Genomic DNA, 21,055 nt, shown 5'->3' with positions numbered 1-21,055 from the left:
AATAGTGACTACGGGAGGTTTCAAGGCTCTGACAGGCTGCGACAGGATCCGGGCAATGGTCAATGCGTTGACCAAGCATATGGCTCCGGTGGGGGGGGCGCGGCGGCGTGACGAATGCCTTCCAGCTGACGCAGAGGCGTCTGGCAGCAGGTAACAAAATTTCGGCCAATACATCGGGTGTTTCAACCAAAGATTCGCTTCACAAATCCTTCATCGAGAACGATGTGCTCCACGAGTACACCGATCAGGTGCATCACACGACAGTGAGCCAGGGCAAGATCACGGGTAGCCAACAGATTGGGGGGCCGTCGTTTATGAAGTTTGATCTCAAGAAGAAGGGCCATTACACGGGCTTCAAGCCGTTCTGATTGCCGGCAGGTTGACAGCAGGGCCTGCAGCGTCAGGCCCGCAGCCCTGACCGCTGGAGTGCCAGATGCCTAAGCCGACCAAACTGACGAAGTCCAGAAAGACCTTGCCCGGTGTGCCGGGCTCGCCTTCTCCCCAAAAAACAAAGGACGTGAAACTGGCGGCGATCCAGAAGGCCGGCAAGGCAAAACCCCGCAAGCTCGGCGACATGGCACCCCTGGGCATGCCCACTAAAAAGAGCTGGCGACAGGGCACTGACCAATGGCTTGGCAATGTCATGGCCTACAAGGCCTCGCAAGATCGCACGCTGACACCAATGCAGGCCAAGGGCGGGTTTCGTCCCCAGGTGGTAGACATGGTCGTCGGATCGAAGGCGTTTGCCAAAGGAGCCTTCCGCTACGCTTCCAACCCGACGAGCCACGGGATCAGCAGCGGCTACCACGAGGCGTTTGTCGTGACGGACATGACCCCCAAGTTGCAAAAGAGAGTGAAACATGCCAAAGGCATGTCAGCCATGCCGGTGATGGCAGAAGCTTCCTGGAAAGATTTTTCCCAAGCAACTTTCCCGGAAAGCAATGTAAGACCGATGATGGAGGCTGGTGACGGTGCAAGAACAGATACCGCTCGTACTATTCTGAGTGGACCGGGCGGTTCCGTTGCCGGGCATAGTGGCTCCGGTGTCCGCAGCACAGGTCAGGCTGCCGCGCATGATGTGTTGCGGGCTGCTTCAATGGCCGCATTGCAGGATGTGGCGATGACACCCGCCGCCATGGCGGTGACCGCTGCGGCCGCCACGGTTTTTACAATGGCCCCCGGCGCACTGGCCAGCCGCGCAGAGGGAGCAGAAAAACTCAAGGACAAGCGCGCGCTTGCAACCTGGGAAGAAGATCGTAACCAGGCCAAGGAGCGACTCGCCCAGGTCCACGGTGCACTCGGCCCGGCAGAAAAAACCGTCGTGCGGCGACACTTCCAGGCGCTGGCAATCAGCGTCGGCGGGACGCGCACGCTTGATCCTGATCAGCCCAGCTCGCCACGCAGGAGTACCACGCTACAAGCCGGAAATGCGGTTGCCGGCGGCGGCTATGACGGTTCACAGATTGGCGGGAAAGCCTCCAAAGCTCCCCCCGCCAGCGGGAGCGCACGTGACATCACGCAATACGTATCAGAGCCGTTCCGCGTGGATCGGTCATGAAACCCGCGCATTGGCCGGGCTATCAACGCTGTTTCAGCGTTCCGGCACCGGCCGTCCCCAGGCTTTCATAGGAGTAAACCATGGCATTCAAACGACAAACGCCGGCGCTGTCCAACCCAGTCACTGCGCAATCAGGCCCGAAGACGACGCGTACGGCGTCGCCTTCCATCGTTGCCCCGCCGCGAGATCTCGTACATGCAACGATGACGGTCACAGCCCCCGGCGGAGGGCGTCTGACCGGCGGCGATGCTTCGCTTTCTGTGACGGGAAAAAACACAGCCTGGGCCAAAACACCGGTCCCGGATGGAGGCGCCGGCGTGCCGAAATACCAGGCTCGTGTGGCCTATATGAAGGCGAACCACGCCAGCCATCCGCTCGCGAAAAAACTCATGGACCGGCATGTCCAGCAGACTGAGGCCGAGGACAAACGCGGGCTCTCCTGCGCCGAGGGGCACAGCCTTATCGCCGCGCACGAGGAATTGAACCAGCGCGGCAACACCCATGCGGCGGCGCAGCTCGACGCATTCACAGCCGGGCTGGTGCCGGCGGTGCCGGCCTATGTGCCGGCCGCCCAACCGACCTTCACCGCCAATACCAAAAATGCGCGAAAAAACATGCTCATGGGCAACTACCGCGCGGCCGAGGCGACTCGCATCGCGGCTCATGACACGCTCGTGCAGCAGCGCCAGGCTACGCTCGACGGCCTTGCAAAAAGCATGACCGGCATGGACAGCTGGCACGAGTACGCGGCGAAGGAGTCGTCGTTCATGGCCTGGAACGACATCCAGCAGCACGGCGCGCTGACCAATGTGCATCATCACGCCACCAGCGAGGTCAGTGCGGGGCATGCGATGGAGTATTGTGTGAAATGCCGCGCTGAAGTCGCCGGCGGTCTGAAACACAAATGATCCCGATCTGGAACCCCTCACGCTGGTAATGGCAGGCAGATCGCAACCGCAAAGGAATTCGTGCCCCGCATCTATGAATCCCCCACGATGGGTGATGCACACATCCGTGTCGCGCTCGTCAGTGACCTCGGCCAGGCCGACCTGCTCGTGCACCGTGTCGGCAGCTGGGGCCTGGCAACTCGCCCCTGGCTTTGGTACATGGCGCCGAAGCAGGATGCGAACCTGTACGTCTACTTTTGCTCGCTTGGCATGGCGCAGCTCACGGTCTGCTATGTCGATACCTACGGCCAGGCTGGCTGGGTCAACAAACAGCAGCGGCACCCGGTAGCGCACTTGCTGCGCTGAGTTGTTATTTGGGTGGGGGCGGCAGTGCGATGGTGCCCATATTGGGTGGCAGCCCGAGTTTGAGCGAGAGGTAGTTGCGTTGGGACAGTGCTTCGTCCGCACTGCCAAAACGCCCGACGGCGACCACTGACCATGAACCGCCCTCAGGCTCGCCCATCAGCACGACCGTGCTGGTAACACCTTGTGCCTGTATTGACGAAGCCAGCTGGCTGGCGGGCTGCGCCGTTGAAAACTGCGCCGCCTGCAGCGCGAAGCTGGGGGAAGCCGTGGCCACTGTCGGCAGTATCAGGCTGGCCGCAGGCAGGGGTGACGATGCCGCGATGGCCGGCGCGCTTGCCGGTGCCGCAGCGGCTGTAGAAGCGGCTGCAGAAGCGGCAGTGGTGGCTGGTGTGCTGCCAGGTGTTGCCGTTGGTGCGGAAGCCGCCGCTGTGCCTGGAGCGGCACGGCCCGGGATTTTCGCTCCGATTTGTAGCGCCATTTTTGCCACACCTTCCTTGAATGAGGAAGGCGCAAGCAAACCGGCGGCGAAGGCCGCCATACCGAATACCAGGGTCAACAGAACAAGCCCGTACTTCGCAAGCACGCTCGGACTCAGGCTTCACCGGCGCGGGCAGCGGTGGCGGCCTGGGCCCGGCTGGGGCTCAGGCTGTGTTTGCGCACCAGCCGTCCGAAAGCGCTGCGATCCTGTCCCGCGATCAGTGCCGCCTGAGTCAGGTTGCCGTTGGTTTGCATCAGCAAGCGGCTCACATACAGCCGCTCGAACTCCTTGACGGCCTGCTGCTTGGCTGTGCGAAAGACCGCCGGTTCGGCAGCGGAACGCTCGCCGCGGGGCTGGGACACTGCCTGGCTGATATCGACTTCGTTGCTGTCGCTGAGCAAGAAAGCTCGCTGGACAACATTTTCGAGCTCACGCACATTACCCGGCCACGTGTAGCTCTGGATGAATGCGATCGATGCGGGCGTCAGGCGAACCTGCGGCCTTCCGTGATGGTGGCCAAGCCGCGTCAGGAAAATCCTGGCAAGTTCGATCCCGTCATCGCCACGCTCGCGCAGCGTTGGCAGATAGACCGATAACACGTTGATGCGATATAGCAAGTCCTTGCGAAAACGGCGTGCTTCGGCAAGCTCGTTGAGGTTGGCGTTGCTGGCCACGACGATACGAACGTCAGACTGTTTGGTCGAACTCCCGCCGACGCGGCGGTAACTGCCGTCTTGCAGAAAGCGCAGCAGTGCGGCTTGGGCCTTGAGGCTGAGCGCGTCGACCTCGTCAAGGAAAAGTGTGCCGCCGCCGGCTTCGCTGACAAGCCCGAGCGAGGCAACTTTTGCGTCGGTGAAAGCGCCCCGCTCGTGGCCGAAAAGTTCACTTTCAACCAGGGTTTCCGCCAGCGCGCCGCAATTGACTGGAACAAAAGCGCGGTCGGCCCTCTTGCTGCCGTAGTGAATGGCCCGTGCCACCATTTCCTTTCCGGTGCCTGTTTCACCCTCGACGAGAACCGCCGCATCAACTCTGGCGACACGCTCGATCTGCGTACGCACTTTCGCCAGTGATTCCGAAGATCCCAGCAACTGGAAGCCGAACCTTGCACTCATCAACATCCCCCGTTTTATTGCGGCTACTTCAGGGGCTTCTGCCTGCTTTCGCGAGGAAGCAAGAAGAAACCGGGTGCCTGTAAGCGTCAAACATAAGAGAATTGCCACCCCCTCACATCCTCCAATTGCAGGAGCTGTTGAATTCAGTCGAAATCTGATCCACTGGGGGTCAGACTTCAGTGGAATTCAACAGTGATCCTTCATGCAAGAAAAACAGCTATAGCGAGGGCTTTTAAGGAAAGCACTGGAACCGGTAAGTTGTACAGTTGATCAGGATTGGAAAACTTTCGGCGAAGGTCGTCGTTCGATTAACTCGTCGCGCCGACCTCGAGACTTGTGCGGTTACAAGGGGCTAATTCGTTTCCTGAAGTGGAGAAAACGCCACATTTGTAGCATGGGGGTACAAATGGGGGTGCGGAACCGAAATTCCAATTGACCAATGTAGATTTGGTGCGGGTTTCAGGCTATCTTTCGGGCGGTTTCACACCAATAAAACAGCAAAAAGCCGGTTAGCAACGCTAACCGGCTTTTTTGTTTTCAGGCGGGTCGTCCGCTACGCATACCGGCCTGTTCTGGAGCAACTGCTGCTGCCCAGGCGGCCAAGCCGCTCAGGCCGGAACAATGCTCGGGATCTGTGTGGCGGGCGGCGTATTGCGGCTGCGGCCACAGCGCACCAGGCCATCAATCATCACCATCCCGACGCCCGGAATATCCCCGCGTTGTACGCTGTCCAGCAGGTTAAGGCCTGCAGAGTGCTGGGCCTTGTCCATGAAAACCAGATCGGCGTCACGGCCGACCTCGATCAGGCCTGAATTGAGTTTTCGGATGCGCGCCGTATTGCCGGTGGCAAAACAGAAGACCAGCTCCGCCGGAATATTGCCAAGGCTGGAAAGCAGGGCGACAAGACGCAGCATGCCAAGCGGCTGCACGCCGGACCCTGCAGGTCCGTCGGTTCCCAGAATGACCCGGTGTGGGCATTTGAGCTGCAGTGCCGCCTGCGCCGCGGCAATCGCCACTTTCTCGTTGCCGTTGTGGACAATTTCAATGGCGCGCGATGACTTCTCGCAGAGTTCGCAGACGTGTGCTTCAGGCAGCGCCGTATGACCGCCGTTGATATGCCCGATGACATCGGCATCGGCTTCCAGCACAACATCCTTGTCGATCAGGCCTGAGCCGGGAATGGACGGACCGCCCGTGTGGATGGTGCTCTGTATGCCGTATTTGCGTGCCCAGGCCACCATTTGCTGGGCTTCGTAACCCGCCTTGACGGAGCCCAGGCCCACCTCGCCCAGCAAGGTCACGCCGGCATCGGCCAGGTCCTTGAAGTCCTGTTCAATCATGCCTTTTTCGATGATGGGTGCACCGGCCAACACCTTGACGCCGCCCGGGCGGAAGTTGTCAAATGCGCGCTGCGCCGTGATGGCCAAGGCCTTCAGGCCCACGATGTCCTTGGGGCGCCCCGGCAGATGAACTTCTCCGGCGGAAATCATGGTGGTGACACCGCCGTGCATGGTGGAGTCGATCCAGCCGATCTGGTTTTGACGCGGCGTCCAGTCACCGAATACCGGGTGCACGTGACTGTCGATCAACCCGGGCGCCACGCAGGTCTGGTGCACGTCAATCACGGTCTGTGCGTGAGCGGTGTCGCAGTCTTTGGCTTTTCCGACTGCTACGATGATGCCGTCATTCAGGACGATGGTGTCGGCGTCCAGCACCGGGCAGTCGATGTCCCCGGACAGCAGCAAACCAATGTTTTTGATAACGACTTTTCCGGACTTCCCGGTGGATGCGGCTTCTGCCATGGTCGGCCTTTCAAATGCGTGGGTTCGTGGTCAGGGGTTCAGCATGACGGTACGCAGGACGGTGCTAACGATGAAAGCCTGCCACTGCGCAAGCGCTTCGGGGGTGTGCAGGTCTTCGCCAAGAAAAACCGACAAGGTGTGACGGTTTGAGAGATAAAAATAACCCGTGGCTGCGATCAGTAGATAGACATCGCGGGCTGCAATGCCTGTACGGAAAAGCTTCTTTCGCACGCCGCTTTCCAGCAATTGCTGAATGATGGCGATGGCGGGAGAAGAGTATTCCCGGGCGCGCTTTGATTTGGCAATGTGTTTGCCTCGATGCAAATTCTCCGTATTGAGCAAGGTAATGAACTCCGGGTTCTTGCTGTAATAAGACACCACAAAGCAAATCACGTCTGTCAAGGATTCCACCGGATGCTCGACGTCCAGTGAAAGCTCGAGCTCGGCATCGTTCATGCGGCGGTACATGTCTTCCAGCACTTCGATGAAGAGGCCCTCCTTGCTTCCGAAGTAGTAGTAAATCATGCGATCGAATGATTTGGCCGACCGGGATATTTTCTCCACGCTGCCGCCGTCATAGCCATAGCGCGCAAAGACCTTGGTCGCCGCACGCAGGATGTTGTCGCGCGTGGTTTGTGCGGTCTGCTCGCGCGCACCGGAACGCTTGGCGGCTGCGCGCTTGATCGGCGCGGTGCGGGGCTTGACGGTTTTGGGGGCCTTCACCGTCATGTTTGGATATCCGGTTGCACTTGACGTGTGACCGCCTTAAAGCTGCGCGGCGCTTCGGCGCGATCTGATAACAAACACCGACGCTGTCTCATTGTTCGGCAAAAGCGCGTTCAATCACGAAGTCTCCCGGCTTGGACGTATTGCCTTCGGTGAAACCTTTGCCCGCCAGCATGTGTTTGAGATCCTTGAGCATGGCCGGACTGCCGCAGATCATCACGCGGTCATGCGCCGCATCCAGCGGCGGAAGATGAAGGTCGGCCAGCATTTTTCCGCTTTCGATCAGGTCGGTGACGCGGCCCATGTTGCGGTACGCCTCCCGAGTGACGGTAGGGTAGTACAGCAGTTGTTTGGAGATCAGGTCGCCCAGAAACTCATGCTGGGGCAGATGGTCGACGACCAGGTCGTGGTAGGCCAGTTCATCCGCTTGGCGCACGCCATGGACAAGCACAATTTGCTCAAATTGTTCATAAGTCGCCGGATCCCGGATGATGCTCATGAAGGGCGCCAGGCCGGTGCCTGTCGAGAGCAGATAAAGCCTTTTTCCCGGCAACAGGTAGTCGATTACCAGCGTACCGGTCGGTTTGCGCCCTACGATGATTTTGTCGCCGACCTTGATGTGCTGCAGCCGTGATGTCAGAGGCCCCTCTGGCACCTTGATGCTAAGAAACTCGAGGTGCTCTTCATGATTCGGGCTCACGATGCTGTACGCGCGCAACAGCGGCTTGTCGTTGACCCTCAACCCGATCATGGTGAAGTGCCCGTTGCTGAACCGCAACGAGGCATCGCGTGTCGTGGTAAAGGTGAAAAGGCGGTCAGTCCAGTGATGGACGGACAGCACGGTTTCTTCATTGAAGGCGCTCATGGTGATCTATGGTTGATGGTGTATGGGTTGTTGAGGAGACCGGCGGCTTATTGAGTTGCTTCGTTGTCTCGCTTCGTGGCTCTATTGCATGTGTCGTAAAGGCAATGTGCCACATAGATGTAGTGAACGCAACATTTAATTAACTCGGCTGCATGCGAAAAATGCGGATGGCATGTAAATCCTATTGCATGGTAAATCGATATGCGCTACATTGAAATAAATGTAGTGAATGCAACATGTAAATTAAGTGTGCACTACATTGATGATTTTGCTCCAATCTGGTGACAGGCAAAAGGCAACACGATGACTGAACATACCAAGACGGATGGCCTGCCTGGCATGGATGCCCTGGTGTTTCCGCAAGTTCTGGAGAAGGCCAAGCCCCGAAATGACCGCATGAGCAGCGCGAAAATTGAGTGCAATGCCTGCCCTGTGCTCTGCCAGATTTCGGATGGTCGAAGCGGGGCGTGCGATCGCTATGCCAACCACAGCGGAACGTTGGTCCGGGTGGATCCGGTCTTGTTGTTGCGCCGTACGCTGTCTGAGGACGAGGCACATGTCGTGTCATTCGTGGGGCAAAAGGATGTCGACGAGTCAGCGCCCGAAACATTTTCTGGGAGTGAAAATTCCGAGGCGACCACTTCGTGGGGTGGTGATCTTCTCTTGGCTGACGAGGTGTTTGTCACAGGCGTCGGTTCATCGACAACCTATCCCGACTACAAGCCGGCCCCGTTCATTGTTTCGTCGACGGCGGCTGGGGTTGACCTGGTTACGGTGGTCACTGAAGGGATCTTCAGCTATTGCAGCTTCAAGGTGAAGATTGATACGGACCGGTTTCTCGGTGCCGAGCAAGCCAACGTGCGTTGCAAGGGTGAAGTCGTCGGGCACGTGACAACAGCCGAGTATGGCTCGCAGATGTTGTCGCTCGGTGGTGTGCATCACTTGACGGGGGGCAGCAAGAAGGAGGGGCGTGTTGCAGTCGAGATGATGCAGGCGCTGGGCAACAAGCACGCCGTGGAGCTCACGATCGACGGAGGTTCCCAGGTGTTGATTCAGGCTGGCCGCGCGCCTGTCGTGAATGGCGTGGAAGAAAAACGCATGCGTGTGGGCTGCGGTTCTGCCACCGTCGGGATTTTTGCCAAGCAGCTGTTCGGCCAGCTGGATGAGGTCGTGGTTGTCGATGACCACATCACGGGCGTATTGACAGAGCATCAGGCGGGGCGCTGTCTTGACATGCGTGCTTCGGGTATCCGGATGCGCGGGCGGAAGTCCACGCCGGGTCGCTACTTCCAGGTCGCCAATCCTGGAACGGGATGGGGCGGTACCGACATCTCCGATCCCCTGTCCATTCTTGAAGCTTGGGATGCCGATGTCGCCTGGCCGGGCCTGCGCCTGTTGATGACATCCACCACCGGAGAGCATGCCGGCTGGTATGTGCTTGATGAAGGGCTCGTTCCTGTGGAGCAGGAGATGCCGGCTGAGGTGCGCCGCGTCGTTGAGCGTATCGGGGAGAACTGCGAACCGTCGCTGGCGACCGTGCTTTTTCTTGCCGGGGCCGGCGGCAGCCTGCGCGCCGGTGTGACCGAAAATCCCGTTCTGCTGACGCGTGCCATCAAGAACGCGCTGGTGAATGTGACCTGCGGCGGGGCGCCAGCCTACGTCTGGCCGGGCGGTGGCATCACGGTGATGGTCGACGTGATGCGGATGCCGGACAACAGCTTTGGAACCGTTCCGACACCGGCCATCGTGGCGCCCATTGAATTCAGCATGAAGCTGGATGACTACCGCACGCTGGGCGGACATATCGACCACGTGCGCACGCTGGCCGAAGTGCTGCATCGCGGAGCGTGGCACAACGAAGGTGCGCCTGCAGGGCTGCAGTGGACTCGGCTACCCGCCGCCAACCCCTGGCCGTTGGGGCGCGAGCCCCTGCTGGGCTGAAAACGTTTGCGCATGAACCCCCATTGCACGCAATTTCCCGACGGGCGCTGGCATTTCCAGCATGGACCGATGGACATCATTATTGACGCCCACGGAGATGCCGACGCAGTGCAAGCGGCGCATGCTGATGCGTGGCGGCGTTTTGCCGGCATCCTCGGCGAGCTGGTCGAGGAGCTGCCTTTCTTGCGGCAGCCTGTCGGCGGGCAATGCCTGCTGCGGGGCGCCATTGCGCGGCGCATGTGGAAGGCCTGCCAGCCTTATCGGCGTGGGTTCATCACCCCGATGGCGGCTGTTGCCGGCGCCGTCGCCCAGGAGTTGATCGCCTGCTACACCAGAAGCGGCGTCAGCCGTGCCTGGGTCAACAACGGCGGTGATATTGCGCTGCACCTTACCCCTGGGGAATCGCTGCGTATCGGCCTTTTCGCCGATCTCGCGCGTCTCGATATGGATGAAGTGACAGGCGGGGTTCATATCGATGGGCGCTTTGAGGTTTCCAGCGCACTACCGGTTCGTGGCGTGGCCACCAGTGGGTGGCGAGGGCGCAGCTTTTCGCTGGGCGTCGCCGACAGTGTCACCGTGCTGGCGCGGACTGCGGCACAAGCCGATGCCGCAGCAACCGTGATTGCCAATGCAGTGGACGTTGTCGACGCGCGAATCCGGCGCAGCCGGGCGTGCGACCTGAAGGATGACACTGATCTCGGCGAGATGCGGGTGACGGTTGATGTGCCGCCGCTGGAACCCGATGTGGTCCGCCGGGCCTTATGTGCCGGGCTTGAACGCGCGAAGGCTTTGCGGGCGGAGGGTCTGATCTGGTCCGCCGCGCTGGTGTGTCAAAAGCAGTGGATGACCACTTCTGATACAACCGCTCAACGATTGCAGAGCTGCAGCGGTGAAACGCAGTGTGGTTCAGTATTTGCTTAATGAAATGAATGGACTTCAACCCATGATCCAGGTAGGGCGAATATTTACGCATGTGGAAGAAATACGGCACGAGTTCGGCCCCGTAGCGGCAACGCCATTGCTGCGCGGCGCAGTGGCCGCGGTGCTGACCAACCCGTTCGCGGGTCGGTATGAGCCCAACATTCTGCCCATGATGGACCAGCTTCAGCCGCTGGGTATCCAGATGGCCGAGCGCCTGCGCGCGGCCATGGATGTTTCCGCCACTCAGATTGAGGGCTACGGGAAGGGGGCCATTGTGGGGGCGTCCGGAGAGCTTGAACACGGTGCGCTTTGGCATGTCCCTGGTGGCTACGCGATGCGTGAGCTGCTCGGCTGGAAAGGTGACCGCAATGCGTATGCGCGTGGGCAAGTCGAGGAAAAGACCGGCCAACCGGGTAACGCGCTGTCCATTGTTCCTTCGACCAAAAAAGTGGGCGGGCCGGGTACCGCGCTGGACGTTCCTTTAACGCACGTGAACGCCAGTTATGTCCGCAGCCATTTCGATGCCATGGAAGTGCGTGTGCCCGGAGCTCCTCTGCCGGACGAAATTGTATTTATCCTGGTGATGAGCACAGGGCCCCGCATTCACGCGCGGGTGGGTGGGTTGGCGGCAGACGCCATCGCCAAATGGGATGGTTTGCGTTAAGCCCAATAAGCACATACTTTGCAGACACCGAGACAAGGAAAAATCATGACAGCCAAAATCCGGAAAATCGTTGTCCAGGTCGACGAGACGCATATCGAGATGGGCAAGACCGTCAATCCGCCAACCCGACGGGCGTTGGCCATGGCCGTGATCGAGAACCCCTTTGCCGGGGTGTACGCGGAAAAGCTCGACGAGCTGATGGTTATCGGTGAAGAGCTCGGCGGGTTGCTGGGCCAAAAGTGCGTGCAGGCCCTGGGTATCGCCCCTGGCGACGCTCAGAGTTACGGTAAAGCCGCCATCGTGGGCGAAGCCGGCGAGCTGGAGCATGCTGCCGCGATACTGCATCCCAAGCTGGGTGCTCCGTTGCGGCTGGCGGTTGAAAAGGGTGCAGCCCTCGTGCCGTCGAGCAAAAAGCGCGGGGGACTCGGTACTGCCATTGACGTTCCGTTGGGGCATAAGGATGCAGCGTTCGTGCGCAGCCACTTTGATGCCATGGAGGCGCGGATCGGCGATGCGCCCCGGGCGGGTGAAATTATGGTCGCCGTCGTTGTCACGGACAGCGGCCGCCCTTTGCCCCGGGTGGGAGGGCTTCAAATTCATGAAATCAAGGGCGAGGATGGGTTAAGGTAGCCCGGCCTTCCCACCTCCCTCTCATCGTTCACCACACTCGCCGACTATTTGATTCACGATAACCAGGAGTATTTATGAAGCTGCACCAGAAAATGCTGAGCGCCGTCGCCTTCCTCGGGTTGACCTCATTCCTGAACGCTCATGCACAAGGCGTTATCAAGATAGGGGAAATAAACAGCTACAAGGCCCAGCCGGCCTTCCTGGAGCCGTACAAAAAGGGAATGGAGCTGGCCGTTGAGGAAATCAACGCAGCCGGTGGCATCAACGGCAAAAAGGTCCAGCTGATTATTCGCGACGACAACGCGAATCCCGGCGACGCGGTACGCGCAGCTGAAGAGCTTGTCTCGCGTGAGAAAGTCGATGTGCTGACAGGTTCCTTCCTGTCAAACATCGGCTTGGCATTGACTGATTTCGCCAAGCAAAAGAAGTTCTTTTTCCTGGCCGCTGAGCCTTTGACGGACAAGATCGTCTGGCAAAACGGCAATCGGTACACCTTCCGGTTGCGGACCTCTACTTACATGCAGGTGGCCATGTTGGTGCCTGAAGCCGTTGCAATGAAGAAGAAGCGCTGGGCGGTGGTTTACCCCAACTACGAATATGGCCAATCCGCTGCGGCGACCTTCAAGACCCTGCTGAAAGCCGCCCAACCCGACGTGGAGTTTGTTGCCGAGCAGGCGCCTCCGCTGGGCAAGGTTGACTCAGGCAGCGTTGTGCAGGCCATGGCGGATGCCAAGCCCGATGCCATCTTCAACGTCCTCTTCGGCGCGGACTTGTCGAAATTTGTTCGTGAAGGCAACACCCGCGGCCTGTTTCAGGGGCGTGAGGTCGTCAGCCTGTTGACGGGCGAGCCGGAGTACCTCGACCCACTCAAGGAAGAAACGCCGAATGGCTGGGTAGTGACCGGGTATCCCTGGTACGGCATCCAGACGCCCGAACACAAAGCCTTTTTTCTTGCTTATCACGGCAAGTACAAGGACTACCCGCGCCTGGGCTCTGTCGTCGGTTATAGCGCCATCAAGTCATTGGCCGAGGGCATGAAAAAAGCCAAGTCGACAGACACCGAAAAGCTCATCACGGCTTTCAGGGGATTGAATGTGACAACTCCCTTTGGCCCCGTGGTTTACCGCCCGGAAGATCACCAGTCCACGATGGGCGCTTATGTGGGACGCACAAAGAATGAAGGCGGCAAAGGCGTGATGGTGGACTACCGGTATATCGATGGCTCAAAAGTTCAGCCCAGCAACGCCGAAGTGAAAAAAATGCGCGCAGCTGAGTAAATAGGTTTGGCGTGGCGGCGGATGCCTGCGTCCCCGCGCATGCTTCGATGTCGGCCTGGGCGTGCAAGGTTTCCGTCATGCGCCCAGCGCTGATATCCACTGCCGAACGGCTGCACTTTCCCGCAAAAAAGGTTTGTTCATGAGCTTTTCAGGCTTTATCGTGCAGTTGCTTAACGGGCTGGCTGGCGCATCGTCTCTGTTTCTCGTTGCCGCCGGTCTGTCGCTGATTTTTGGGGTCACCCGGATTGTCAACTTCGCGCACGGGTCTTTTTTCATGGTGGGTATTTACGTTGCCTATTCGCTGGTCAGCGTACTCGGTAGCACATTGGGTTTCTGGCCTGCCTTGCTGATTGCCGCTTTGGCTGTGGGCGTTCTCGGCGGCCTGGTCGAGGTCTTGTTGCTTCGCCGCGTATACCGTGCACCGGAACTTTTTCAGCTGCTTGCAACGTTTGCGCTGGGCCTGGTGATCAAGGACGGCGTGCTGTGGTTTTGGGGCGCAGAGGAGTTGCTGGGTCCCAGAGCTCCCGGCTTGACCGGCTCTGTATCGATTCTTGGACGCCAGTTTCCTTCCTACGATATTTTTCTCATCGTCGCGGGACCTGTCGTTCTCGGCCTGCTGTGGCTTCTGCTCACAAAAACCCGCTGGGGTACGCTGGTAAGGGCCGCCACCCAGGACCGTGAAATGGTCAGCGCGCTCGGCGTGAACCAGGCGTGGCTATTTACGGCTGTGTTTGCATTGGGTGCACTTCTGGCGGGTCTTGGCGGCGCGCTTCAGCTGCCGCGTGAGCCCGCTAACCTGGAGATGGACCTGAACATTATTGGCGCCGCATTTGTGGTGGTGGTGGTCGGTGGCATGGGATCCATTCCAGGCGCCTATGTGGCGGCGCTGCTGATCGCAGAACTCAAGGCCATCTGTATCTGGCTGGGACTCGTCGAAATTGCGGGCATCAGCATTTCCTTTTCCAAATTGACTTTGGTGGTGGAATTTCTGGTGATGGCCGTGGTCCTGGTTGCGCGCCCTTGGGGGCTGTTCGGCAGGCCCCAGGCGCCCAGCCGCCATGCAGAAGCGGCGGAACAGCCGTTACGCCGGCCGCAGCGCCTGTATACCTACGGTTGCGCCGGCCTGCTGACGCTGCTGGCCTTGATGCCCGTATTGGCATCGCAGTCTCCTTACGTCACGGTCCTGCTGATTGATCTGCTGGTTGCCGTGCTGTTTGCCGCCAGCCTGCATTTCATCATGGGGCCTGCGGGCATGCATTCGTTCGGCCATGCCGCTTACTTCGGCCTGGGCGCCTACGGCGCCGCGCTGCTGGTGCGCAGCCTGAACATGCCCATGGAGTTGGCGTTGGTCGTTGCGCCCCTCGTGGCGGCACTGGGCGCATTTATTTATGGTTGGTTTTGCGTCAGGCTGTCGGGTGTCTATCTGGCCATGCTGACGCTGGCTTTTGCGCAAATCACCTGGGCAATTTGTTATCAGTGGGATTCGCTCACCGGTGGCAGCAACGGACTGACCGGCGTATGGCCATCGGAGTGGCTGGCGGACAAGCGCATGTATTACTACCTCACGCTGGTGTTGGTCGCAGGGGGCGTCTTGCTGATGCACCGGTTGTTGTATTCACCGTTTGGCTATGGCATGCGTGCGGCACGTGACTCGGTGCTGCGCTCGGATGCCATCGGCATGAATGTCAAACGCGTGCAATGGGTTGCGTTTGTGATCGCGGGTGCGTTTGCAGGGTTGGCCGGCGCGCTTTACGCCTTTTCCAAAGGCAGCATCTCACCGGAAAGCCTGCATGTGAGCAAGTCGATAGACGGCCTGGTGATGGTTTTGCTGGGCGGTATCCAGACGCTTTTGGGGCCTGTGGTGGGCGCGGTCACGTTCACCTGGCTGCACGATACCGTTGCAAGAAACACCGACTATTGGCGCGCCATGCTCGGCGCCATCATTTTGGTTCTGGTGTTGTTGTTCCCGCAGGGAATTGCAGGGTTTGCCAAACAGCTGTTTGCCCGGTATCGCGGCGTGGGAGAAAGGCCATGAGCTTGTTGAAGGTGACAGGGCTGGGTAAATCGTTCGGTGGCGTCAGGGCTGTTGACGGTATCAACTTCGAATTGGCGGCGGGCGAATTGCTGGCCCTGATCGGGCCCAACGGTGCCGGGAAGTCAACCACGTTCAATATGGTCAACGGCCAGCTGCGAGCAGATGCGGGCTCCATCCAGCTGGAATCACAGGAGCTGGTCGGCCTGGCGCCTCGTGAAATCTGGCGGCGCGGCGTCAGCCGTACCTTCCAGATTGCCGAGACCTTTTCTTCGTTGACGGTCGTGGAGAACGTCCAGATGACCCTGTTGTCGGCAGATCGCCGGCTGTTTTCCATGTGGCGCCGCGCGGCGGACTATAAACGCGACGAAGCCATGGCGTTGCTCGAGCAAGTCAACATGAAAGCTCAGGCCGAACGCCCCTGCAGTGTGCTGGCGTATGGCGATGTCAAGCGTGTGGAACTGGCCATGGCCATGGCCAGCAAACCCAAGCTGCTGCTGATGGACGAGCCTACAGCCGGTATGGCGCCCAAGGAACGGAACGACCTGATGGCGCTGACCAAACAACTGGTCATTGAGCGGGGCATGGCGGTGCTGTTTACCGAGCACAGTATGGACGTGGTGTTTGCCTATGCCGACCGCATGATCGTGCTGGCGCGTGGCCGGTTGATCGCAGAAGGCAAACCGCTCGAGGTCCGGGAGCACCCCAAAGTCCAGGAAGTCTATTTCGGCAGTGGCAAGACGTTCGAGAAAAAAGCCGGCGAGAAGGAAGCAGCGTAATGGGCAACGGCGATGAGATTCTGCTGGAGGCAAAAGGTTTGTCGGCCTGGTACGGCGCGGCGCAAATCCTCTTCGATGTCAACCTTGCCGTCGGGCGCGGCGAAGTTGTCGCGCTTATGGGGCGCAACGGCGCCGGTAAATCCACGACCCTGAAATCACTGATCGGGATGCTCGACAAGCGCCGCGGCAGTGTGTCGTTCCTTGGCAAAGATATCTCCGGCAGCGAGCCGCACCACGCGGCTCGCATGGGTTTGGGCTTTGTGCCGGAAGACCGCAGGATCTTCACCGACCTCACGGTGATGGAGAACCTCGAAGTAGGGCGTCAGGCACCGCGCCGCTGGCCTGACGGCAGTGAAGCGCCTGTGTGGACGCCGGAACGCCTTTTCAAGCTGTTTCCCAACCTGGGCGAAATGCCTGACCGGCCCGGTGGCCGCATGAGCGGTGGTGAGCAACAGATGCTGACCGTGGCACGGACACTGATGGGCAACCCTTATCTTGTTTTGCTGGATGAGCCTTCAGAGGGTGTCGCACCCGTCATCGTTGAACAAATGGCGACCATGATTCTGGAGCTGAAGTCTCACGGCGTCAGCATCTTGCTGTCAGAGCAGAACATGCATTTCGCCGAGCTGGTTTCCGACAGGGCCTATGTCCTGGAGAAAGGGCAGATCCGCTTCCAGGGGACCATGACAGACCTTGCAAGCAACGAAGAGGTACGCCGTGCCTACCTCAGCGTCTAGACATTGCTCCGTCGGTAACGGGAGCCGAATGCGCACTCTCATTGCGCTTCAATGAATATGGGTTGCACGGTCACGCTATGTGTTAACCAGGTGAGGCGCACTCTGCCTGCGACGGTGGAGGCCAGCCTGCTGACGGTGCTGCGCAACGACTTCGCACTGAATGGTCCGAAGTATGGCTGCGGCCTGGGACAGTGTGGCGCCTGCACTGTGCTGGTCGATGGCGTGGCGGCTCGCGCGTGCGTCATTCCGGCGCACGGTGTGGCAGACCGCCAGATCACCACGCTGGAAGGCCTGGGTACGCTGGACGCGCTTCACCCGGTTCAACAGGCATTTATTGAACAGCAAGCGGCCCAGTGCGGCTATTGCCTCAACGGCATGATCATGATGACGGTTGCCCTGCTGGCGCGAAACCCCGAACCGGAAGAAGAAGACATACGCCGCGAGCTTTCCGGCAATCTCTGCCGCTGCGGCACCCATCTCGAAATTGTCAAAGCCGTATTGCGTGCGGCGGAGCTGACGCGCCAAAATTTCACCCGACGGAGTCAGTCGTGACGCGTCGCGCCGATGCGCCGCTGACGCGCGCCGACTTTCATGCGGCCAACGGCGTCCTGCTGGTGAGCCGCGAGCCGCCACCGGCGACTGCGGCGGCCCCGGGCCAACCCGCACTTGTCAGCGCCAACCCCCTGGAGGGTGTCGAAATCCTGGTTGCCGTGTGGGACGACGGCAGTGTGACGGCGTTGAACGGTCATGTGGACCTTGGCACTGGTATCCGGACGGCCTTGGCCCAGATCGTGGCAGAGGAGCTTGACGTTGCGCTGGAGCAGGTCAATATGGTCCTGGGTGATACGACGCGTGCGCCCAACCAGGGCGCCACGATCGCCAGTGCGACCATCCAGGTTCACGCCATTCCCTTGCGTGCCGCCGCAGCCCAGGCCCGTGCCTGGCTGGTGGCGCGTGCTGCCGACGTACTCAAGGTGGACGCCTCCTTGCTGGCTGTGCACGGCGGCATTGTGTCGGTGGCAGGGCAAGAAGACAAATCGGTAGGCTATGGCGCATTGCTGCACCGGCAGCACACACAACTTCTGCTGGCGCCGGATACGCCGGTCAAGGATCCGTCCGCTTATCGCATCGTTGGCACGAGTGCGGCGCGCCTGGACATTCCCGCCAAGGCCACCGGCGCACTGATGTTTGTGCATGACATGCGGGTGCCCGGCATGCTGCACGGCCGGGTGGTGCGGCCGCCCTACGCCGGAGCGGACCACGGCGACTTCATCGGCAATACGCTCGAGTCGGTGGACGAATCTTCCATCGCCCACATTCCGGGCATTCGCGCAGTCGTGGTGATTCGCGATTTTGTTGGCATCGTCGCGGAGCGGGAGGAGCATGCCGAACAGGCCCTGCGCGAGTTGCGCGTGTGCTGGAAGCCCTGGCCGGGCCTCCCGGTCCTGGATGACCTTGAGCAGGCGATACGCAGCAATCCCGCCAGTCAGCGCAGGCTCATTGATGACGGTGATGTGGACGCGGCGATGGTCGGTGCTGCCCAGGCCCTAGCCCGCAATTATGTGTGGCCCTACCAAATGCATGGCTCCATCGGCCCCTCCTGTGCCGTCGCCGATTGGCGAGAAGTACCCCCACGTTCCCCCACTTCGTGTGGCTCACTGCCCCCCGAGGGGGCCGCGTTCCGCCTGGGGAGCGGCCCGGCGGCGGAACATCACTTGACGGTATGGGCGGGCACGCAGAACCCGCACGTGCTGCGGGCCGATCTGTCACGCCTGACCGGCCTGGCCGATATCTGCATCGACGTGATCCGCATGGAAGCGGCCGGCTGCTATGGGCGAAATTGCGCTGACGATGTGGCCGCCGACGCCGCACTGCTGTCGCGCGCCGCGGGCAGCCCTGTGCGTGTGCAACTGACGCGTGAGCAGGAGCACGCCTGGGAGCCTAAAGGCGCGGCCCAGTTGATGCAGGTGAACGGCGGGCTCAATGCCGACGGCTCTGTCGCGGCGTATGACTTTCAGACCTCCTATCCGTCAAACGGTGCCCCTACACTGGCACTCTTGCTGACCCGCACCATAGAGCCGGTCGCGCAGGCTTATGAAATGGGTGACCGTACGGCCCGGCCGCCATACGACTATGCAAACATGCGCATTGCCGTCAACGACATGGCTCCGCTGTTGCGCGCCTCGTGGCTGCGTGGGGTCTCGGCGCTGCCCAATTCATTCGCGCATGAGTCCTACATCGACGAGCTGGCAACAGCCGCCGGCGTTGACCCGGTGGAGTTTCGGCTGCGCTATCTGAAAGAACCGCGTGCCGCCGAGCTGGTGCGCGCCACGGCAGAGCGTGCCGGCTGGGTGGTGCACACCGCACCGCAGCAGCAGGCACAAGCGGCCGGGGAACCGCAGGATGTGCTGCGGGGGCAGGGCTTTGCATATGCCCGCTACGTCCACAGCAAATGGCCGGGTTTTGGGGCGGCCTGGGCTGCGTGGGTGGCAGATGTCGAGGTTAACCGCGAGACCGGGGAGGTCCATGTCCGGCGTGTGGTGGTTGGACATGATGCCGGCACGTTGATCAATCCGGCGGGCGTGCAACACCAGATTCACGGCAATGTGGTGCAAACCACAAGCCGTGCGCTCACAGAGCAGGTCACTGTGTCGCCCCAAACGAATGCGGTGACCAGCCTCGAGTGGGGCAGTTATCCCATCCTGAACTTCAGGGATGTGCCGGTCATTGAGGTCGTGACGATGGCGCGCCCCGGGGAACCTCCCCTCGGTGCCGGGGAGTCGTCTTCGGTGCCCGGAACAGCGGCCATCGCCAACGCGATTTTTGACGCCACGGGCGTGCGGTTTCGCCAGCCACCCTTTACGCCGGAAGTGGTGCGCGCCGCGCTCAACCCCGGACCCGTAACTGAGCCAGCTCCACAGGCAGCGCCGCCCCGGCTGCCAAAGGCGGCACCCAAAGGCGCAGCATGGCCGAAAGGAATGCGCTGGTGGTCTCGCGCAGGCGCCTTGTTCGCGGGGGGTGTCGGCATCGCGTGGGCGCTGGCAGGTGGCCGATCGGCCATTGCACCGGTGGCTCACAGCGGCGCATCTGTTTACACCGCCGCAACGCTGGAACGCGGCCGGCAGCTGGCCGCAGCGGGCGACTGTGTGGTGTGCCACACAGCACCCGGCGGCACACCCAATGCCGGTGGAAGGGCCATGGATACGCCCTTCGGAAAAATTGTCACCACCAACCTCACACCTGATGCGGACACCGGCATAGGCCTGTGGTCTTTCAGTGCCTTTCAGCGCGCCATGCGTGAAGGGATTTCCCGCGATGGCCACTATCTGTACCCGGCATTCCCCTATACAGCCTTCGCCAAAACCAGCGACGAAGACCTGACGGCGCTGTATGCCTACCTGATGGCCCAGCCTCCCGTGCGATCAGAACCGCCGGCCACGCGGCTGGCCTTTCCTTTCAGTGTGCGGCCGCTGATGGCCGGATGGAACGCCCTGTTTCATGACCCGGCGCCTTACCGTGCCGACCCGGCGCAAACTGCCGAATGGAATCGGGGTGCCTACCTGGTTAACGGCCTGGGTCACTGCGGCGCCTGCCACACGCCGCGCAACGCCGCGGGCGCCGAGCGCAGCGAAAAGGCCTTTTTAAGTGGAGCGGTGGTGGATGGTTGGGACGCTCCAGCGCTGACAGCACTCTCGCGTGCGCCGGTACCCTGGACCTCCGCAGAGCTGTACCAGTACCTGCGTAGCGGCTACTCACCGCAGCACGGCGTTGCCGCAGGGCCGATGGCGCCCGTGATCAGGGAACTGGCCGCCTTGCCGGAGGACGATATCCGTGCAATGGCGACCTATCTGGTATCTTTTAACGAACCCATTGCAGAAGCCGAGAGCGTGCAGCGCGCCAGACAGGTCGTGTTGTCCGCTCAGCAATCTTCCACGAGCTTGCCGGGCCCTGGCCAGCGTTTGTTTAATGGCGCGTGCGCATCGTGCCATCACGATGGCGACGGCCCGCGGCTATTGGGGGTGAACGTGCCGCTGGCCCTTAACAGCAAGCTGCAGAGCGAGCGGCCCGACAACCTTGTGCGGGTGATCCTTGAAGGTATTCAGTCGCCAGCCAGCGCAGACATCGGTTTCATGCCGGCTTTCAGGCATAGCCTGGACGATGCCCAGGTTGCAATGTTGGTGGCCTACATGCGCGGCCGCTACGCCCCCTCAGAACCCGCCTGGCAGGACTTGCCGGCCACTGTTTCACGCCTTCGCGCTACGCAGGGTGAGCGCTAAGCC

The 21,055-nt window shown here is 60.6% G+C and carries 19 protein-coding genes; 14 read left to right on the top strand and 5 right to left on the bottom strand.

The window, feature by feature from the left end; genetic code table 11:
* The first annotated feature begins 107 nt into the window (after positions 1 to 107).
* From ABI546_RS19025 to ABI546_RS19010, 4 genes are all read left to right on the top strand, one after another.
* Positions 108 to 368, top strand: a complete 261-nt coding sequence (locus tag ABI546_RS19025; RefSeq protein ID WP_348049132.1) for a hypothetical protein — start codon at positions 108 to 110, stop codon at positions 366 to 368.
* Positions 369 to 433: 65 nt separating this feature from the next.
* The gene (locus ABI546_RS19020; protein WP_348049130.1) at positions 434 to 1,558 is read left to right on the top strand and encodes a hypothetical protein; all 1,125 of its coding nucleotides are present in this window, start codon (positions 434 to 436) and stop codon (positions 1,556 to 1,558) included.
* A gap of 80 nt (positions 1,559 to 1,638) precedes the next feature.
* Entirely contained in the window at positions 1,639 to 2,466 is an 828-nt protein-coding gene (locus ABI546_RS19015) for a hypothetical protein (RefSeq protein WP_348049128.1), read from the top strand.
* A gap of 60 nt (positions 2,467 to 2,526) precedes the next feature.
* On the top strand, positions 2,527 to 2,811 hold the full coding sequence (locus ABI546_RS19010) for a DUF6150 family protein (RefSeq protein WP_348049126.1): 285 nt from the start codon (positions 2,527 to 2,529) through the stop codon (positions 2,809 to 2,811).
* Between the two features lie 4 nt (positions 2,812 to 2,815).
* On the opposite strand, the gene ABI546_RS19005 is transcribed toward ABI546_RS19010, so the two are convergent.
* From ABI546_RS19005 to ABI546_RS18985, 5 genes are all read right to left on the bottom strand, one after another.
* Complete coding sequence (locus ABI546_RS19005; protein ID WP_348049124.1) at positions 2,816 to 3,394, bottom strand: SPOR domain-containing protein; 579 nt, start codon at positions 3,392 to 3,394, stop codon at positions 2,816 to 2,818.
* A gap of 8 nt (positions 3,395 to 3,402) precedes the next feature.
* Positions 3,403 to 4,401, bottom strand: a complete 999-nt coding sequence (locus ABI546_RS19000; RefSeq protein ID WP_348049122.1) for a sigma-54 dependent transcriptional regulator — start codon at positions 4,399 to 4,401, stop codon at positions 3,403 to 3,405.
* A 608-nt stretch (positions 4,402 to 5,009) separates the two neighbouring features.
* Complete coding sequence (locus ABI546_RS18995) at positions 5,010 to 6,203, bottom strand: amidohydrolase family protein (protein WP_348049120.1); 1,194 nt, start codon at positions 6,201 to 6,203, stop codon at positions 5,010 to 5,012.
* A gap of 30 nt (positions 6,204 to 6,233) precedes the next feature.
* The gene (locus tag ABI546_RS18990) at positions 6,234 to 6,932 is read right to left on the bottom strand and encodes a TetR/AcrR family transcriptional regulator (protein ID WP_348049118.1); all 699 of its coding nucleotides are present in this window, start codon (positions 6,930 to 6,932) and stop codon (positions 6,234 to 6,236) included.
* Between the two features lie 88 nt (positions 6,933 to 7,020).
* Complete coding sequence (locus ABI546_RS18985; RefSeq protein ID WP_348049116.1) at positions 7,021 to 7,794, bottom strand: ferredoxin--NADP reductase; 774 nt, start codon at positions 7,792 to 7,794, stop codon at positions 7,021 to 7,023.
* Positions 7,795 to 8,097: 303 nt separating this feature from the next.
* Here ABI546_RS18985 and ABI546_RS18980 point away from each other — a divergent pair, with 303 nt between their 5' ends.
* The 10 genes from ABI546_RS18980 (at position 8,098) to ABI546_RS18935 (ending at position 21,052) form a co-directional block, all read left to right on the top strand.
* Positions 8,098 to 9,735, top strand: a complete 1,638-nt coding sequence (locus tag ABI546_RS18980; protein ID WP_348049114.1) for a 6-hydroxynicotinate reductase — start codon at positions 8,098 to 8,100, stop codon at positions 9,733 to 9,735.
* Between the two features lie 12 nt (positions 9,736 to 9,747).
* The gene (locus tag ABI546_RS18975; RefSeq protein WP_348049112.1) at positions 9,748 to 10,656 is read left to right on the top strand and encodes a UPF0280 family protein; all 909 of its coding nucleotides are present in this window, start codon (positions 9,748 to 9,750) and stop codon (positions 10,654 to 10,656) included.
* Positions 10,657 to 10,678: 22 nt separating this feature from the next.
* On the top strand, positions 10,679 to 11,320 hold the full coding sequence (locus tag ABI546_RS18970) for an amino acid synthesis family protein (RefSeq protein ID WP_348049174.1): 642 nt from the start codon (positions 10,679 to 10,681) through the stop codon (positions 11,318 to 11,320).
* Between the two features lie 45 nt (positions 11,321 to 11,365).
* Positions 11,366 to 11,950 (top strand): amino acid synthesis family protein, encoded by a 585-nt coding sequence (locus ABI546_RS18965; protein WP_348049110.1) that lies wholly within the window; start codon positions 11,366 to 11,368, stop codon positions 11,948 to 11,950.
* 74 nt (positions 11,951 to 12,024) lie between these two features.
* Positions 12,025 to 13,227, top strand: a complete 1,203-nt coding sequence (locus ABI546_RS18960; RefSeq protein WP_348049108.1) for an ABC transporter substrate-binding protein — start codon at positions 12,025 to 12,027, stop codon at positions 13,225 to 13,227.
* 139 nt (positions 13,228 to 13,366) lie between these two features.
* On the top strand, positions 13,367 to 15,262 hold the full coding sequence (locus ABI546_RS18955) for an ABC transporter permease (RefSeq protein WP_348049106.1): 1,896 nt from the start codon (positions 13,367 to 13,369) through the stop codon (positions 15,260 to 15,262).
* On the top strand, positions 15,259 to 16,038 hold the full coding sequence (locus ABI546_RS18950) for an ABC transporter ATP-binding protein (protein WP_348049104.1): 780 nt from the start codon (positions 15,259 to 15,261) through the stop codon (positions 16,036 to 16,038). The genes ABI546_RS18955 and ABI546_RS18950 overlap by 4 nt, the downstream gene beginning before the upstream one ends.
* Complete coding sequence (locus ABI546_RS18945) at positions 16,038 to 16,775, top strand: ABC transporter ATP-binding protein (protein ID WP_348049102.1); 738 nt, start codon at positions 16,038 to 16,040, stop codon at positions 16,773 to 16,775. Before ABI546_RS18950 ends, ABI546_RS18945 begins: the two co-directional genes overlap by 1 nt.
* A gap of 51 nt (positions 16,776 to 16,826) precedes the next feature.
* A complete protein-coding gene (locus ABI546_RS18940; protein ID WP_348049100.1) occupies positions 16,827 to 17,327 on the top strand; it encodes a (2Fe-2S)-binding protein in 501 nt (166 codons plus the stop codon).
* On the top strand, positions 17,324 to 21,052 hold the full coding sequence (locus tag ABI546_RS18935) for a molybdopterin cofactor-binding domain-containing protein (RefSeq protein ID WP_348049098.1): 3,729 nt from the start codon (positions 17,324 to 17,326) through the stop codon (positions 21,050 to 21,052). The genes ABI546_RS18940 and ABI546_RS18935 overlap by 4 nt, the downstream gene beginning before the upstream one ends.
* Positions 21,053 to 21,055 lie beyond the last annotated feature (3 nt).

The organism is Polaromonas sp. (genome assembly GCF_039932935.1).
Lineage (GTDB): Bacteria > Pseudomonadota > Gammaproteobacteria > Burkholderiales > Burkholderiaceae_C > Polaromonas.
The sequence above is the reverse complement of the archived record's forward strand: the minus strand, read 5'-3'. Positions and strand labels throughout refer to the sequence as shown.